Origin of the sequence: Roseomonas sp. AR75 (assembly GCF_005222815.1) — a bacterium.
In the GTDB taxonomy this organism is placed as follows: domain Bacteria; phylum Pseudomonadota; class Alphaproteobacteria; order Acetobacterales; family Acetobacteraceae; genus Falsiroseomonas.
Window position 1 is genome coordinate 438,537 of record NZ_STGB01000005.1, and the last position, 15,113, is coordinate 453,649.

14 protein-coding genes are annotated in these 15,113 nt (G+C 70.4%); 6 read left to right on the plus strand and 8 right to left on the minus strand.

The window, feature by feature from the left end; all coding sequences use genetic code 11:
- The first annotated feature begins 245 nt into the window (after positions 1-245).
- Positions 246-1,259, plus strand: coding sequence for a TerC family protein (locus tag E4T13_RS21580; protein ID WP_137180412.1), 1,014 nt, complete (start codon positions 246-248; stop codon positions 1,257-1,259).
- 270 nt (positions 1,260-1,529) lie between these two features.
- Here the strand turns inward: E4T13_RS21580 and E4T13_RS21585 are convergent, their stop codons facing one another.
- The 3 genes from E4T13_RS21585 to E4T13_RS21595 are packed head-to-tail and all read right to left on the minus strand — an operon-like array spanning position 1,530 to position 4,025.
- Entirely contained in the window at positions 1,530-2,486 is a 957-nt protein-coding gene (locus tag E4T13_RS21585; RefSeq protein WP_137180413.1) for an ABC transporter substrate-binding protein, read from the minus strand.
- A 17-nt stretch (positions 2,487-2,503) separates the two neighbouring features.
- Complete coding sequence (locus tag E4T13_RS21590; protein WP_170985139.1) at positions 2,504-3,268, minus strand: ABC transporter permease; 765 nt, start codon at positions 3,266-3,268, stop codon at positions 2,504-2,506.
- Positions 3,258-4,025 (minus strand): ABC transporter ATP-binding protein, encoded by a 768-nt coding sequence (locus tag E4T13_RS21595; RefSeq protein WP_170985140.1) that lies wholly within the window; start codon positions 4,023-4,025, stop codon positions 3,258-3,260. The genes E4T13_RS21590 and E4T13_RS21595 overlap by 11 nt, the downstream gene beginning before the upstream one ends.
- Positions 4,026-4,145: 120 nt before the next feature.
- Here E4T13_RS21595 and E4T13_RS21600 point away from each other — a divergent pair, with 120 nt between their 5' ends.
- From E4T13_RS21600 to E4T13_RS21620, 5 genes are read left to right on the plus strand one after another with little or no spacing between them, the layout of a single operon-like run.
- On the plus strand, positions 4,146-5,057 hold the full coding sequence (locus E4T13_RS21600; protein WP_137180416.1) for an SDR family NAD(P)-dependent oxidoreductase: 912 nt from the start codon (positions 4,146-4,148) through the stop codon (positions 5,055-5,057).
- The gene (locus E4T13_RS21605) at positions 5,057-6,208 is read left to right on the plus strand and encodes an acyl-CoA dehydrogenase family protein (RefSeq protein WP_137180417.1); all 1,152 of its coding nucleotides are present in this window, start codon (positions 5,057-5,059) and stop codon (positions 6,206-6,208) included. The genes E4T13_RS21600 and E4T13_RS21605 overlap by 1 nt, the downstream gene beginning before the upstream one ends.
- Positions 6,205-8,244, plus strand: a complete 2,040-nt coding sequence (locus tag E4T13_RS21610; RefSeq protein ID WP_137180418.1) for an acetate--CoA ligase family protein — start codon at positions 6,205-6,207, stop codon at positions 8,242-8,244. The genes E4T13_RS21605 and E4T13_RS21610 overlap by 4 nt, the downstream gene beginning before the upstream one ends.
- Before the next feature lie 5 nt (positions 8,245-8,249).
- Positions 8,250-9,059: a nitroreductase family protein gene (locus E4T13_RS21615; RefSeq protein ID WP_137180419.1), complete on the plus strand. Its 810-nt coding sequence runs from the start codon at positions 8,250-8,252 to the stop codon at positions 9,057-9,059.
- Positions 9,052-9,753 (plus strand): NUDIX hydrolase, encoded by a 702-nt coding sequence (locus E4T13_RS21620; RefSeq protein ID WP_240791235.1) that lies wholly within the window; start codon positions 9,052-9,054, stop codon positions 9,751-9,753. Before E4T13_RS21615 ends, E4T13_RS21620 begins: the two co-directional genes overlap by 8 nt.
- 80 nt (positions 9,754-9,833) lie before the next feature.
- Here the strand turns inward: E4T13_RS21620 and E4T13_RS21625 are convergent, their stop codons facing one another.
- Genes E4T13_RS21625 through E4T13_RS21645 form a run of 5 tightly spaced genes read right to left on the minus strand, consistent with a single transcriptional unit; the run spans position 9,834 to position 14,982 of the window.
- Positions 9,834-10,718, minus strand: a complete 885-nt coding sequence (locus E4T13_RS21625) for an MBL fold metallo-hydrolase (protein ID WP_137180421.1) — start codon at positions 10,716-10,718, stop codon at positions 9,834-9,836.
- Positions 10,715-11,623, minus strand: a complete 909-nt coding sequence (locus E4T13_RS21630; protein ID WP_137180422.1) for a DMT family transporter — start codon at positions 11,621-11,623, stop codon at positions 10,715-10,717. The genes E4T13_RS21625 and E4T13_RS21630 overlap by 4 nt, the downstream gene beginning before the upstream one ends.
- Positions 11,623-12,561, minus strand: a complete 939-nt coding sequence (locus E4T13_RS21635) for a DMT family transporter (protein ID WP_240791236.1) — start codon at positions 12,559-12,561, stop codon at positions 11,623-11,625. The genes E4T13_RS21630 and E4T13_RS21635 overlap by 1 nt, the downstream gene beginning before the upstream one ends.
- Positions 12,554-13,387 (minus strand): MaoC family dehydratase N-terminal domain-containing protein, encoded by an 834-nt coding sequence (locus tag E4T13_RS21640; protein ID WP_137180423.1) that lies wholly within the window; start codon positions 13,385-13,387, stop codon positions 12,554-12,556. The genes E4T13_RS21635 and E4T13_RS21640 overlap by 8 nt, the downstream gene beginning before the upstream one ends.
- Positions 13,387-14,982 carry a hypothetical protein gene (locus E4T13_RS21645; RefSeq protein ID WP_137180424.1) on the minus strand — a complete coding sequence of 532 codons (1,596 nt, stop codon included), beginning with the start codon at positions 14,980-14,982 and terminating at the stop codon, positions 13,387-13,389. Before E4T13_RS21645 ends, E4T13_RS21640 begins: the two co-directional genes overlap by 1 nt.
- Positions 14,983-15,113 lie beyond the last annotated feature (131 nt).

Genomic DNA, 15,113 nt, shown 5'->3' on the forward strand with positions numbered 1-15,113 from the left:
CGGGGGGGCCGGGGGAAATCGGGGCGCCGGGGGGGCTGGCTGCGGTTTACGGCCATCTGAACGAAAAATTTCCGATCGTCCATCTTGATTCCCCCGGCGCGGCGGCTATCTCGCCGGATTGATCCGGGCCCCTCTGGCGGACCGGGCGGGGCGTGCCCCGCCGGCTCCCGCGATGTCGGATCGCATCGCAACGTTGCCCGGGCCCGGCATCGTCGGGCCCGGCTGTGTGGGAGATCGGCCTGGCCATGGAATTCCTGTTTCTCGAATGGATCGGCAAGCCTGTCTGGATGTGGACGGGCTTCCTTGCCATCGTCTTCGCCCTGCTCGCCTTCGACCTCGGCGTCCTCCACAAGGAGGACAAGGAGATGGGCATCAGCGAGAGCCTGTATCTCTCGGCCTTCTACATCGGCTTCGCGATCCTCTACGGCGGCGCCATCTGGTGGGCCTATGAGGCCGGGCACATCACGACCAGCGACGGCACGCATGCCGGGATCACCTATTTCACCGGCTTCTTCATCGAGAAGGCGCTGTCCATCGACAACGTCTTCGTCATCAGCCTGATCTTCACCTTCTTCGCCATCCCGCGGAAGTACCAGTACCGCGCCCTGGTCTGGGGCATCATCGCGGTGATCGTGCTGCGCGGCCTGATGATCGGCATCGGCGCGGCGCTGGTGCAGGAATACGACTGGATCCTCTACATCTTCGGCGCCTTCCTGATCGCCACCGGCATCAAGATGCTGGTGGTGCCGGAGAGCGACCCGGATGTGTCGAAGAACCCGGTGGTGCGCTTCATGCGCAAGCACATGCGGGTGACGGACGAGCTGCACGAGCAGAAGTTCTTCGTGCGCAAGCCTGACCCGGCGAAGGGCGGGAAGATCGTGCTGTGGGCGACGCCGCTGTTCCTGGCGCTGGTGGTGATCAACATCGCCGACCTGATCTTCGCGGTGGACAGCGTGCCGGCGATCTTCGCGATCACCACCGACACCTTCATCGTCTACACCGCCAACATCATGGCGATCCTGGGCCTGCGGGCGCTGTATTTCGCGCTGGCGGCGATGGTGCACCGCTTCCACTACCTGAAGTATGCGCTGGCCCTGGTGCTGGTGTTCATCGGCGGCAAGATCTTTTGGAACCAGATCTTCGGGAAGGTGGACCCGGCCATCTCGCTGGGCGTCACGCTGGCGATGATCGCGGGCGGCATCTTCTACTCGCTGTGGAAGACGCGGAAGGACGCGGCGGCGCCGGCGGCGGCTGAGTGACGGGCGGGTGGGGGCGAGCCGCCTTGCGCTCGCCCTTTCCTCCCTCGTCTTCAAGAGCCCTCTCCTCCCACAGGGGGGAGAGGATTGGGTGAGGGGGGGCGCAGGCGTCGGGCGTGTCACTGGATGCTGAGCGCCGCAGCCCGCGCCAGCTTGACGAACGCAGCGCAGCCAGCGCCACGCGCGTCCCCCCTCACCTGCTCCGCCTAGGCGCTACGCGCCAAGGCTGCGCGATCCTCTCCCCCCGTCCGGGGGGAGAGGAGGCGCGTTTGCCTAGATCTTCACGCGGTCCGGAGCGACCTGGCTCAGCGGGCCGGACCAGATCACCTCGCGCGGCGTGACCTCCTTCGACAGGCGGTTCATGCCGCGGAGCTGGTCGATGGCGAGCTGGATGTTGGCGACGGAATCCGCCGTCAGGTCCATCTTGTAGGCCACCTTCGTCATCAGCTCCTGCACGAAGGCGCGGTCCTGGCGGAGGAAACGCGCGACCAGCGCCGCGGCCTCGGCCTGGTTGTTCGTGCACATCTCCTGCGCCTGGACCAGGCTGCGCATGAGGCGCTGCGTCGCCTCGCCATTCTGCTGCGCCCAGCCCTTGTTCATGTAGACGAAGTTGCGGACGATCTGGATCGACTCGTTGGAGACGAGCACATGCGTGTTCGGGATGGCGCGCATCGCCCGCGTCGGCCAGGGCTCCCACACGGCGAAGGCGTCGATGTTGCCGCGTTCCAGCGCGGCGACCATCTCCGGCGCCTCGACATTGACGATGGTGTAGTCGGCGGGGTTGAGGTTCAGCTTGGAGACGACGGAGAGCCAGAAGGTCTCGCTGCCCGTGCCGCGCGCGACGCCGACACGCTTGCCCTTGAGCTGGTCCATGCTGGTGATGTTGCGGCCGAGCACGCTGATCCAGCGCAGCAGCGCCGTGCCCTCGCACACCGCGACGACGTTGGGGTCCACCAGATGGGCGGAGACGCCCGCCTGCTCCGCGCCGTAGGCGGAGTTGATCTGGTTGCCGATGAGGAAGGCGACCATGGCGGAGCCGGAGGGGCCGGTGTTGACGGTGACGTCGAGGCCGTTGCGCTCGAAGATGCCGCCCTGCTTCGCCACGTAGTAGGGCGCGAAGGAGGGGTCCACGCCGGTGGCGATGGTGACTTTGATGGGAGCGCCCTGCGCGAAGGCGGGCAGCGGCAGCGCGGCGGCGGCGCCTGCGACGAGAAGATGGCGGCGAAGCATGGTTGTGTTCTCCCTGTTCACATGGTCGGGTTGAAGCGTCCGGCGAAGGCGCGGATCAGCAGCCGGAAGACACGGTCGGTCAGGAAGCCGAGCAGGCCGAGCGCGATGAGGGCGACGAAGATGTCCTCGATCTGCATGAAGAGCCGCGCATCCCACAGCATCTTGCCGAGGCCGTCATTGGACGCGACGAGCTCGGCGGCGACGATGGTGACGAAGGCGTTGGCCATGGCAACGCGCATGCCCGTGAGGATGTAGGGCACCGTCGCCGGCAGCGCGACGAGCGCGAAGACCTGGAAGCGGCTGGCGCCGAGGCATTGCGCGGCGCGGATCTTGTCCTTGCCCACCGCGCCGACGCCGGCGGCGGTGGAGATGACCACCACGAAGACCGTGGCGTAGGCGATCAGGAAGATCTTGCTCTCCTCGCCGATGCCGAACCAGATCACGGCGACGGTGATCATCGCGACGGCGGGGATGAAGCGGAAGAATTCCGTCCAGGGCTCCAGCAGCATGCGCACGGGGCGGAAGCTGCCGATCGCGAGCCCGACGGGGATGCCGATCGCGCTGCCCAGGAAAAAGCCCTGCAGGATGCGCCGCATGGAGGCGACGATCTGGTCCTGCAGGATCTGGTCCTCGATCAGCATCCAGGCGCGTTCGAAGACCGGCAGCGGCGAGGGGAACAGCGCCGAGCGCACCAGGTAGAGCGCGGCGAAATGCCAGATGGCAAACAGCAGTGCGAAGCCGATCACGTAGCCGGCGACGGTGGCGGCGCGGCTAGTGGCCACCGTGGATCTCCTCATGGATCAGGGCATGGACCTCGCGGAAGACGCGCATGAAACCGTCCGAGGTGCGTTCGCGCGGAAAGGGCAGGTCCACCGGCACCACCGCCTTCAGCGTGCCGCCCGGGCCGCGCTTCATCACGCCGACGCGGGTGGCGAGCGCGCAGGCTTCCTCGATGTCGTGGGTGATGAACAGCACGGTCTTGCGCGTCTCCGCCCAGATGCGGGAGAGCTCGGCCTGCAGCACCGCGCGCGTCATGGCGTCGAGCGCGCCGAAGGGCTCGTCCATCAGCAGGATGCGGGGGTCGTTGGCGAGTGCGCGGGCGATCTGGATGCGCTGCTTCATGCCGCCGGAGAGTTCGGAAGGGTGCTTGGCGCCCTGGCCATTCAGGCCCACCATCTGCAGGAAGCGCTCGGCGGTGGCGCGGCGCTCCGTGCGCCTCACGCCGCGCAGGCGCAGGCCGAAGCCGATGTTGTCGAGCGCGGTGAGCCAGTCGTACAGGCTGTCATGGCCCTGGAAGACCACGCCGCGATCCGCGCCGGGGCGGGTGACGGGCTTGCCGTCGAGCAGGATGCGGCCGCTGGTCGGCGCCTCGAACCCGGCGAGCATGTTGAGCACGGTGGTCTTGCCGCAGCCGGAAGTGCCGAGCAGGCAGAAGAACTCGCCTTCCTCCAGCGAGAGGGTGAAGTCGCGCACGGCTTCCCAGCTGCCCGTGCGGCCCCGGAACACCTTGCCCACGCCCTCCAGGGCAACCAGACCCATCCTGTCGTCCCCCTCGGCTTGTCCGGACATGTATTGGTCCCGGGCCGAGGGGGCAACCCGGCTTCACGCCCAGGGGGGTGCGGACTAGAACCGCGGCTGCTGAAGGAAGGGGCAGGTTGCATGATGCTCGCAGGCAAGGTGGCGGTGGTCACCGGCGCGGGGGGCGGCATCGGGCGCGAGATCGCGCTGGCGATGGCGCTGGCCGGCGCGGAGGTGGTCGTCAACGACATCGGCGCGAGCCTGACGGGCCAGGGGGCGACCAGCGCGACGCCGGGCGAGCAGACCGTGCAGATCATCGCGCAGCGCGGCGGCAAGGCGGTGCTGAACACGGAAAGCGTGGCCAGCTGGGACAGCGCGCAGAAGATCGTGCAGGCGGCGCTGGACAGCTTCGGGCGCATCGACATCGTGGTGAACAATGCGGGCATCCTGCGCGACACCATCTTCCACAAGATGAGCGTTGAGGATTGGCGCGCGGTGATCGACGTGCACCTGAATGGCTCGTTCTATGTCTCCCGCGCGGCGGCCGAGCATTTCCGCAAGCAGGGGTCGGGCGCGTATGTGCACATGACCTCGACCTCGGGGCTGATCGGGAATTTCGGGCAGGCGAACTACGCGGCGGCGAAGCTCGGCATCGTGGCGCTGTCGAAGAGCATCGCGCTGGACATGCAGCGCTTCGGCGTGCGGTCGAACTGCATCGCGCCCTTCGCCTGGTCGCGCATGACGAGCTCGATCCCGGCGGAGACGGAGGCCGAGAAGGCGCGCGTGGCGCGGCTGCAGCAGATGACGCCGGACAAGAACGCACCGCTGGCGGTGTATCTCGCCTCCGACGCGGCGAAGGACGTGAACGGCCAGATCTTCGCCGCGCGGATGAACGAGATCTTCGTGTTCAGCCAGCCGCGGCCGGTGCGCAGCACGCATTGCGGCGAGGGCTGGACGCCCGAGGCGATCGCGGAGACGGCGATGCCGGCGCTGCGCAGCGCCTTCGTGCCGCTCGATCGCAGCGGCGATGTCTTCTCGTGGGACCCGGTCTGATGGATTTCCGGCTTTCGGAGGAACAATCCGCCTTCCAGGACAGCGTGCGCCGCTTTGCGGAGACGCATCTGGCGAAGGGCGCGCTGGAACGCGCGCATGACGAGCGCTTCCCTTGGGACGTCGCGAAGCTGATGGCGGAGAACGGGCTGTTCGGCATCATGCTGCCCGAGGCGGATGGCGGCCAGGGCGGGTCGCTGTTCGACGCGGTGCTGGCGATGGAGCAGATTGCGTATGTCTGCCCGCGCAGCGCGGATGTGCTGCAGGCCGGCAATTTCGGCGCGTTCCGGACGTTCGCCGAATACGCGACACCGGCACAGAAGGAGAAGTATTTTGCGCCGCTGCTGCGAGGCGAGACCATCGCGGCGGTGGGGATGACGGAGCCCGATGCAGGATCGGCGCTGACCGACCTCAAGACCACCTGCACGAAGGACGGCAACGGCTTCCGGCTGATCGGCGGGAAGGTGTTCACCTCGAACACCGAGGATGCCGGCGTCTTCGTGGTGTATTGCCGCTTCGGGCCCGGCGTGAACGGCATCGGCAGCGTGATCGTCGAGCGGGGGATGGAGGGTTTCCGCCTCGGCCAGCCCAGCCGCTACATGAATGGCGAGACCTGGTGCGCGCTGTATTTCGACAACGTCTTCATCCCCGCGGAGAACGTGCTGCTGGGCGAAGGCGGCTTCCGCAAGCAGATCGCCGGCTTCAACGTGGAGCGCTGCGGCAATACCACCCGCGCACTGGCGTTGGGCGAATACTGCTTCCGGCAGGCCAAGGCGCATGCGGAGACGCGCAAGCAGTTCGGCAAGCCGCTGTCGGAATTCCAGGGCCTGCAATGGAAATTCGCGGAGATGCGCGTGGCGCTCGATAGCGCGCAACTGCTGCTGTACCGCGCGGCGGTGAATGCGGGCGACGGGCTGCCGGATGCGCAGCAGATCGCGATCGCGAAATACGCCTGCAACCAGGCGGGCTGGATGGCGGCGAATGAATCCATGCAGGTGATGGGCGGCACGGGCTACAGCCAGGACCTGCTGATCGAATACTGCGTGCGCAAGACGCGCGGCTGGATGATCGCCGGCGGCAGCCTGGAGATGATGAAGAACCGCATCGCGGAGGGCGTGTTCGGGCGAAGCTTCCCGCAGCGCGCGCCGAAGTGAGCCTCGCACAGGCCCTGCTTGCGCCGCGGCGCATCGCGCTGGTCGGCGCCTCGGCCGATGCGGGCAGGCTGACGGCGCGGCCGCAGCGCTACCTGCGGCGGCACGGGTTTTCGGGAGAGCTGTTCCCCGTCAATCCGCGCGCACCGGAAGTGCTTGGCGAACGCGGCTATGCGTCGCTGGCGGACATCCCGGGGGAGATCGACTTCGCGTATATCCTGCTCGGCACGGAGCAGGTGGAGGCGCAGGTCGCGGCCTGTGCCGCGCGTGGGATCCCGGTGGCCTGCGTGCTGGCCGACGGCTTCGCGGAAGCCGGGGCGGAGGGCGCGGCCTTGCAGGCGCGGGTGGTCGCCGCGGCGAAGTCCGCCGGCATCCGCCTGCTCGGCCCGAACAGCATGGGCGTGATCAATACGTCCGAACGAATCGCGTTGACGACGAACGCGGCCTTCGAGGCGGAGAGCATCCCGTCCGGCCGCGTCGCGCTGGTCTCGCAGTCGGGCTCGATGATGGGGGCGCTGCTGTCGCGCGGGGCGGCGCGCGGCATCGGCTTCTCGCACCTGATCGGCACGGGCAACGAGGCGGACCTCACCACCGGCGAGATTTGTTCCCTGCTGCTCGACGATCCGAATGTCGATGTGGTGTGCCTGTTCATGGAGGCGATCCGGGCGCCAGAAAAGCTCGCGGAAGCCGCGCGCAAGGCGCATCGCCTGGGCAAGCCGATCGTCGCGCTGAAGCTCGGGCGCTCGCCTTTCGGCGCGGAGCTGGCGGCAAGCCATACCGGCGCGCTGGCCGGCACCGATGCGGCTGCGGAGGCGTTCTTCCGCGCGCAGGGCATCCTGCGCGTGACCATGCTGGAATCGCTGCTGGAATTGCCGCCGCTGGTCGCGGGGCGCCGCCCGCCGGCGCGGACGCATCGCGCCGTCGGCGTGATGACCACCACGGGCGGTGGCGGCGCGCTGGCGGTGGATGCGTTGGGCGTGCGCGGGATCGAGGCGAAGAAGCCGGACGCTGCCGCGGCGCGGAAGCTGGCGGCGGCGGGCATGCCGACCCATGCGCGGCTGCTCGACATGACGCTGGCGGGGACGAAGCCGGATCGCGTGGCGGCGGCGCTGGATGCGCTGCGCGCGGCGGAGGATACCGACCTGGCGCTGGCGGTGATCGGCAGCTCCGCGCAGTTCCGGCCGCAGGATTCGGTCGCGGGCATTGTCGAAGCGGCGAAGCAGGCGGGCAAGCCGATCGCCGCCTTCCTGGCGCCGCAGGCGGAGGCTTCCCTGGCATTGCTCGCGCAGGCGGGCATCGCGGCGTTCCGCACGCCGGAGGGTGCGGCGGATGCCATCGCGGCCTTCTGCACCTGGCGCGCGCCGCGCGACGTCGCGGCGCTGCCCGCGCCGGCGTTGACGATCCCGGATGCACCGGACGAGGCCGATGCGCGCGCGCTCTTCGCCGCGCTCGGGCTCGCCTCCGATGCCGTGGTGATGCAGGGCGAACCGCCCGCGGGCCTGCGCTATCCGGTCGCTGCAAAAATCCTGTCGCCGGATATCGCGCACAAGACCGAGGTCGGCGGCATCGCGCTGAACATCGCCGACGCGGCCGCGCTGCGCCAGACCGCCGCCGCGATCCGCGCGCGCGTCGCGCAGGCGGCGCCGCGGGCGCGCCTCACCGGTGTCCTCGTGCAGCCGATGGCGAGGGGGCTGGCGGAAGCGATCCTCGGCTTCCGCCGCGATCCGGAGGCCGGCGCGGTGGTGCTGCTTGGCGCCGGCGGCGTGCTCTCGGAACTGCATCGCGACATTTCCCTGCGTCTGGCGCCGGTCAATGAGGACGAAGCGCGGGAGATGATCGCCGAAGTCCGCGCGCTGATGCCGCTTTCCGGCTGGCGCAACCTGCCGCGCGGGGACCTCGATGCTCTGGCCAGGGCCGTGGTCACCGTCTCCCGCCTCGCCGCGCTGGACGGCGTGAGGGAGGCGGAGATCAATCCGCTGATCGTCCATGCGGAAGGCCAGGGCGTGACTGTCGCGGATGCCTGGATCGTGCGAGCCTGACGCCCATGGACGCCGAAGCCCTGATCCGCGCGCGCTACGGCGCGCTGCCCTTCCCGCCCGCCGCGATCACGGACGGGCTCGCGCTGCTGCTCGATCGCCGCGTGACACGGCGCTACCGCCCCGATCCCGTGCCGGATGCGCTGCTGGATACGGTGCTGGCCGGCGCGCAATCGGCACCCGCGAAATCCGACCTGCAGCAGTATTCCATCCTCGTCACGCGCGACGCCCGGAAGATCGCGGCCATCGCCGACGCCATCGGCAGCATGCCCTGGATCAAGGATGCGCCGGTGCTGCTGGTCTTCTGCGGCGACATCCGCCGCGGCCGCGAGGTCTGCGCGCTGCATGGCCGCGCCCACGCCAACGACAGCGTGGACACCTTCCTCAATGCCAGCGTGGACGCCGCTCTGGCCATGGGCTTCTGCATCATGAGCGCGGAGGCCGTCGGCCTCGGCACCTGCCCGATCTCCTATGTGCGGAATCACCTGGCGCTGGTGGCGGAGCTGTTCGGCCTGCCGCCGGGCGTGTTCCCCGTGGCCGGGCTGACGCTGGGCTTTCCCGCCGCGCGCAACGCCACCTCGCCGCGCCTGCCGCCCTCTGTCGTGGTGCATCGCGAACGCTACGACGACAGCGGCCTCGCCGCCGCGCTGCCCGCCTATGACGCGCTGCGCCCGCCGGGCAAGCCGCGCTATCCCGAGGTGCATGGCGCGAAGCCGGAAGGCTGCAGCTGGAGCGAGAATGTCGCGCGCCAGCTTTCGGTGCCGGAGCGTGCGAATTTCCGCGCCTGGCTCGCGACGAGGGGGATCAACCTTGGCTGACGGACCGAAGCCCGATGGCGGCGCCGACAATCCCGGCGGCGGGGACCTGAAGCGCGCCGCGGCCCGCCCGCCCGGCACGCGCGCGGTCAAGCCGCGCAACGCCGCCAGCCTGATCGTCTGGCGCCAGGGCAGCGGCGAGCCCGAGATCCTGATGGGCATGCGCCACGCCAAGCACAAATTCATGCCGAGCGTGCTGGTGTTTCCCGGCGGGCGCGTGGACCGAGCGGATCACGGCGTGCGCGTCGCCTCGGAATTGCGGCCGGAGACGGAGGCGCTGCTGCGCCATCGCGCGCCGCCCTCGCTGGCACGCGCGCTGGGTGTCTGCGCGGTGCGCGAATTGTTCGAGGAGACGGGGTTGCTGCTGGGCGAACGGCAGGGGGAACGGCTGCTCGCGGACCTGTCCGCGCTGGATTATCTCTGCCGCGCGGTGACGCCGGCGACGCGGGCGATGCGCTTCAATGCGCGCTTCCTGCTGGCGCCGGCGGAGCGTCTCGGCGGCGAGATCGGCGGGTCGGGGGAGTTGGAGAAGCTGGACTGGTATCCGCTGTCCAAGGCGCGCACGGCGCAGCTTGCGGCGATCACCTACAAGATCCTGGCGGAGTTCTCCGAATGGGTGGCGCTGCCGGCGGAAGCGCGCACGGGGCGGGAGATGATCTGCTTCCGGGGGATGGATAATCGCACGATCGATGCGTGAGGGAGGGCACGGTCGGTCGTGCCCCCACCCGCCCTCGCTACGCTCGGGCACCCTCCCCCGCTTCGCAGGGGAGGGCGTGTTCAGCGCGCCTCGAAATGCTCGCCGTCGCGCTGGGCCTGGCCTTCGGCGGCCAGCTTGATCAGATGCGCCAGCAGGCTGCGCGCGGCGCCGTTGACCAGGCGGGGGTCGAGTTCCGGGCCATAGACGGGCGGCACCAGTTCCACCGCCGTGGCGCGCTTCGCCGCGCGCAGCGCATCCAGCACCTTCTGCTCGCGTTCGCGGCGATGCGCGGCCAGCGCGGCGACGAAGGACCCGGGGTCGGGCAGCTTCGGGCCGTGGCCAGGCAGGTACAGGCGGTCGTCGCGCGCCGAAAGCTTCGCCAGCGAAGCCATGTAGGCGGCCATGTCGCCATCGGGCGGGCCGACCACCGTGGTGGACCAGCCCATCACATGGTCGGCGCTGAACAGCACGCCGTGGGCGCCGAATCCCTCCAGCGCGAAGCAGAGATGGTTGGCGCAATGGCCGGGCGTGTGCAGCGCCGTCAGGCGGTAATCGCCACCCTCCACCACGCCGCCATCGGGCAGCGTCACGTCCGGCCGGAAGGCATGGTCGCCGCCCTCCCCGCCGGCATCGGCGGGCGTCAGATGCGGGCCGAAGCCGTAGCTGGTCGCACCCGTCGCTTCCGCCAGCGCGGCGACGCCCGGCGAATGGTCCCGATGCGTGTGGCTGACCAGGATCTGCCGCACCCGCTCGCCCTCGGTGGCGCGCAGGATGGCGGCGCAATGCGCCGCGTCCGCGGGACCGGGGTCCAGCACCGACACGGCGCCGCGGCCGATGAGATAGGTGTTGGTGCCGCGGAAGGTGAAGGGGCCCGGATTGGCGCAGAGGATGCGCCGCACGCCCGGCACGATCTCCTCCACCGCGCCATGCGGGAGGTCGTCCTCGCGCAGGAAGTTCGGACTCATGGACGTCGTCTCCGCCGCACCAGTTCGCGGTGCAGGATGTAGAGGCTGGCGATCACGATCAGCAAGGCGCCCGCGATCGTCGCCAGGCCCGGCACGTCGCCGAAGGCGATCCAGCCGAACAGGATCGCCCAGAGCAGCGAGGAATAGGTGTAGGGCGACAGCGCCGAGACCTCCGCGCTGGCCCAGGCCTCGGTCAGCATCACCTGCGCCGCGCCGCCGAGCACGCCGACCAGGATCAGCACGCCGAGCTCCCACCAGCTCGGCGTGACCCAGAAGAAGGGCAGGAAGACGGCGGCGAAGGCGGTCATCAGCAGCGACTGCCACAGCGTGATGGTGGTGGAGGCCTCGGTGGCGGAGAGGGTGCGCACCATCAGCGTGGTGCCGGCGGAGAACACGCCCTGCAGCACCGCGACGATGACGCCGATCTGCGCCGCGGCTTCCAGGCCGCCGGAGAAGGCCCCCTGGCCGAGCGCGATCACGACGATGCCGAGGAAACCGAGCAGCACCGCGCCGGCGCGATGGATGCCGACCTTCTCGCCGAGGAACGGGATCGAGAGCAGCGTGACGAACAGCGGCGTGGTGTTGGTGAGCGCGGTGTGCTCGGCCAGCGGCAGCAGCGCCAGGGAGAAGAACGAACAGGCCTGCGCCGTGGTGCCGGTGGCGGCGCGGACCAGGTGACCGGGGAAGCGCTTCGTGCGCAGCGCCTGCCAGACCGCGCGGCCGGGATGCGCGCGCGCCACCACCATCAGCACCACCGGCACCGCCAGGGCGCTGCGGAAGAACATGATCTCGGCCACGTGGAAGCGGTTGTCGAGCGCCTTGATCAGCGCGCTCATCAGCGTGAACACCGCGCAGGCCGCGAGCATGAGCAGCACGCCGCGGCGCATGTCGTGCCTGAGTGGCATTATCTGCGTCCCGCGATCGCAGGGGCGGCCAGCGTCGCCCGGCCTTCGCGCCGCCTGACGCGCTCGCGATGCAGGTTGTAGAGCCCCGCCGCGATCACGAGCGAGGCGCCGCCCAGCGTCGTCCAGCCCGGCAGCTCCGCCCAGATCGCGAAGCCCAGCAGACCGCCCCACAACAGCGTGGTGTATTCGTAGGGCGCCAGCACCGAGACTGGCGCGATGGCGAAGGCGCGGGCGAAGAGGAAATGGGCGGCGCCGTTCGCCAGGCCCAGGAAGCCCAGCGCGAAGGCGACCTCCCAGGCGGGCAGGATGGTGCCGACCGGCGGGAAGGCGGGCAGCAGCAGCAGCCCCATCGGCACATGCGCGAAGAGCAGCCAGAAGGCGATGGCCTGCGGCGTGTCCGTCGCCGCCAGCACGCGGGTCCAGATCCGCGTCAGCGCCAGTGTCGCGGTGCCGGCCAGGATCATCGCCGTCTCCCACCGCCACAGGTCGCCGCCGGGCTGCAGCATGATCAGCACGCCCGCGAAGCCCAGACAGGTGCTGCTCCAGCGCCGCCAGCCCACGGTCTCGCCCAGGAGCGGGATCGCCAGCACCGTCATGATCAGCGGCGCCGCGGCGTTGACCGCGTAGCTGTCGGCCAGCGGGAAATGGTTGAACCAGGCCAGGTAGAAGGCCACCGTCACCAGGCAGTGCAGGGTGGAGCGCAGCGCCAGCAGCGGCACGCGGCGGGGCCACAGCCCGCGCCCCCGCGCCAGAAGCGCGATCGAGATCATGCCGAAGACGCCGCGCCAGATCATGGCCATCGCGACGCCGACCTCGGGCAGCGCCCATTTCACCGCCGCATCGGCGGCCGAGATCACGGCATAGCCGGAGGAGATCAGCGCGATGCCGCGCAGCGTGTCCTGCGTGAGGGGAAGCGCGCGTTGCGGGCCCTCAGGCACCCGCCAGGTCCAGCACCGCCTCGGCCTGCATGCAGGTGGCGCCGCTGTCGTCGCGCGTCTCCGCCACCACCTCGTTACCGGCGCGGCCGGCCAGCACGGCGAGGGGCCGGTCGGCGAAGCAGGGCCGGCGGCCGCGATAGGCGAAGCGGCGCAGGCGGGCGCCCGGTGCCGTCTCCAGCGCCTGGGCCGCCATCAGCGTTGCCTGCAGGGGGCCGTGCACGACCAGGCCGGGATAGCCCTCCACCTGCGTGACATAGGGGTGGTCGTAGTGGATGCGGTGGCCGTTGCCGGTGAGCGCGGAATAGCGGAACAGCATCACCGTGTCGGGCAGCACGTCGCGGCGGGTGGCGTCGGGCCAGGGCGAAGCGGCGGGGGCCGCCTTCACCGCGGCACCCTCCGCGCCGCGATAGACGATGTCCTGCTCCTCCTCGAGCACCAGGCCGGCCGGGCCTTCCAGGCGATGGCCGACGATGACGAAGACGAGGCGGCCGGAGCCGCCGGTCTTCTCCTGCACGGAGCGGATGGTGCTGGTGCGGCGCACGGCGTCACCGGCGCGCAGCGCTGCGTCGTGGAAGGTCAGGCGGCCGCCGGCCCACATGCGGCGAGGCAGGTCGTGCACCGGCGGCAGGAAGCCGCCGCGCTTCGGGTGGCCATCGGGGCCGAGCCGGTCGGGCGGCACCCAGTCCTGGAACAGCATCCAATGCCAGAGCGGCGGCAGCGTCTCCGGCACCGCAGCGCCGAGGGTCGCGGCCATGCCCTGGATCAGCCGCGCGTCCAGCCGGTCCTCGCGCGTCTCGCTGCGGCCGACAAAGTCCTGGTACGACATCAATCCTCGCGCAGGTAGAGCAGGTAGGTGTCCATGTGGACGACACGGGTGTAGCGCTGCCAGGTCTCGGCGAAGGCCGGGTGCCGGCTGAAATAGGCCACGGGGTCGAAATCCTCGGCGCCGCAGCGGGGGATGCCGGAGTTCTTCGCCACCAGCACGCCGGCCGGCGGCGCGCGGGCGAAATCCTCGGCGACGGTGCGGTAGACCAGGAATTCGGGGCGGCTCATCTCCCAGGTCTCGCGGTAGCGCGGCGCGCCTTCCGGGCAGCCGGGATAGGCGCCGACCAGAAGCCAGAGATTCATGGTGCGCAGGGTGGAGCGCGCGCGGGCGTAGTTCAGCGCGGGGTAGACCGGGTAGATGTCGGGCGAGAGCACCAGCAGGCGCTCCCCAGCGACCTCCCGGCGCAGGGTGGTGGCGATCTCGCCGTCGCGCAGCGCGAAATACCAGATCTGCCGCCAGGGGCTCTCGCCGCGGATATGCACCAGCGCGAGGGCCACGGTGACGACGATGGCGAAGGCCGGCGCCGTGGCGGCGGCGCGGGCGGGCGGCAGGGTGCGATCCAGCCAGCGGGAGGCGAGCAGCCCCGCCAGCAGCGCGCCCGGCATCGCCATGGGCACGATGTGGTAGCTCCAGCCCTTGTGCTGCACCCAGGCGGAGAGCAGGCCGCCCATGCCCACCGCCAGCAGCGCCTGCGCCGTGGCGCCGGCGGCGCGGCGCGCGGCGAAGGGCGCCAGCACCGCCAGCAGCAGCGCGGCGGGACCGAAGGGGGAGGTCATCAGCACGTCGAACAGGCCGATGCCGCCATTCGACAGGTAGAACCCCATCACCAGCGGCACGACGAAATCGAGATAGGCCGGGAAGAGCAGCGGCAGGGAAGCCAGGTAGAGCAGCCACACCGCGGCCATGCCCCAGGGCAGCGGATCGCGCAGCGCCTGGGCCGGGCCGCGGCGCAGCAGGACCAGCGCCTCCACCAGCAGCGGCACGGCCAGGAAATGCGGCTTCAGCGCGAAGCCCAGCGCGGCGGCGATGGTGACGGCCCAGGCGAGGCCGCGCGGGACCGGCGGCCCCTCGATCCGTCGGGCCGCGAGGAAGGCGTATGGAATGGCGAACAGCGCCATCAGGTGCTCGCGCTGGCCCACGTCATAGGCCGGCAGCAGGATGGCGAGCGGCACCAGCGCATCCAGCACCGCGCGCTCCACCACGCCCTCCGCGCGGTCGCGGCGCAGGCGCACGGTCATCCGCCAGGCCAGCAGGCAGCAGGCGAGGGTGAAGAACAGCCACGCCTGCACCCCGTCCAGCGGGGTCCATTTCGCGACCCAGGCGGGGATCGCGGTCAGCACGAAGATCAGCGGCGGGTTGACGTCGATCAGGTCGCGATAGAGCCGCTCCCCGCCGACCCAGCGCTCGGCGAAGTTCAGGATGGCCGCGACGTCGTGGTTCAGCGGCGGCGCCAGCACCATCAGCAGGAAGGCCAGCGCGGGCAGCAGCGCCAGCGCCCGCGGCGCGCGCGCCAGCAGGCCGGGCAGCACCAGCGGCGGGGCGGCGGCCTCGGCAAGCTCGGCCGGGCGGGCGGAATGGGGCGGCGGGGCGGTCATGGCGTTTCCGGCGGCGCCATCCTTGGGCGCTGGCGGGGCAGGATGCAATCGCATTGCGGCGCATCCGGGGCATCGCTGCCCCGCCGCCGCCGCGCGGCCGCCTTGCCCTCGCCCCGCCTGGAGGTCAGAAG

Coding starts and splice junctions, on each gene's coding strand:
- E4T13_RS21580 (WP_137180412.1), top strand. CDS start 246: ATGGAATTCCTGTTTCTCGAATGGATCGGCAAGCCTGTCTGGATGTGG.
- E4T13_RS21585 (WP_137180413.1), bottom strand. CDS start 2,486: ATGCTTCGCCGCCATCTTCTCGTCGCAGGCGCCGCCGCCGCGCTGCCG.
- E4T13_RS21595 (WP_170985140.1), bottom strand. CDS start 4,025: ATGGGTCTGGTTGCCCTGGAGGGCGTGGGCAAGGTGTTCCGGGGCCGC.
- E4T13_RS21600 (WP_137180416.1), top strand. CDS start 4,146: ATGATGCTCGCAGGCAAGGTGGCGGTGGTCACCGGCGCGGGGGGCGGC.
- E4T13_RS21605 (WP_137180417.1), top strand. CDS start 5,057: ATGGATTTCCGGCTTTCGGAGGAACAATCCGCCTTCCAGGACAGCGTG.
- E4T13_RS21615 (WP_137180419.1), top strand. CDS start 8,250: ATGGACGCCGAAGCCCTGATCCGCGCGCGCTACGGCGCGCTGCCCTTC.
- E4T13_RS21625 (WP_137180421.1), bottom strand. CDS start 10,718: ATGAGTCCGAACTTCCTGCGCGAGGACGACCTCCCGCATGGCGCGGTG.
- E4T13_RS21630 (WP_137180422.1), bottom strand. CDS start 11,623: ATGCCACTCAGGCACGACATGCGCCGCGGCGTGCTGCTCATGCTCGCG.
- E4T13_RS21640 (WP_137180423.1), bottom strand. CDS start 13,387: ATGTCGTACCAGGACTTTGTCGGCCGCAGCGAGACGCGCGAGGACCGG.
- E4T13_RS21645 (WP_137180424.1), bottom strand. CDS start 14,982: ATGACCGCCCCGCCGCCCCATTCCGCCCGCCCGGCCGAGCTTGCCGAG.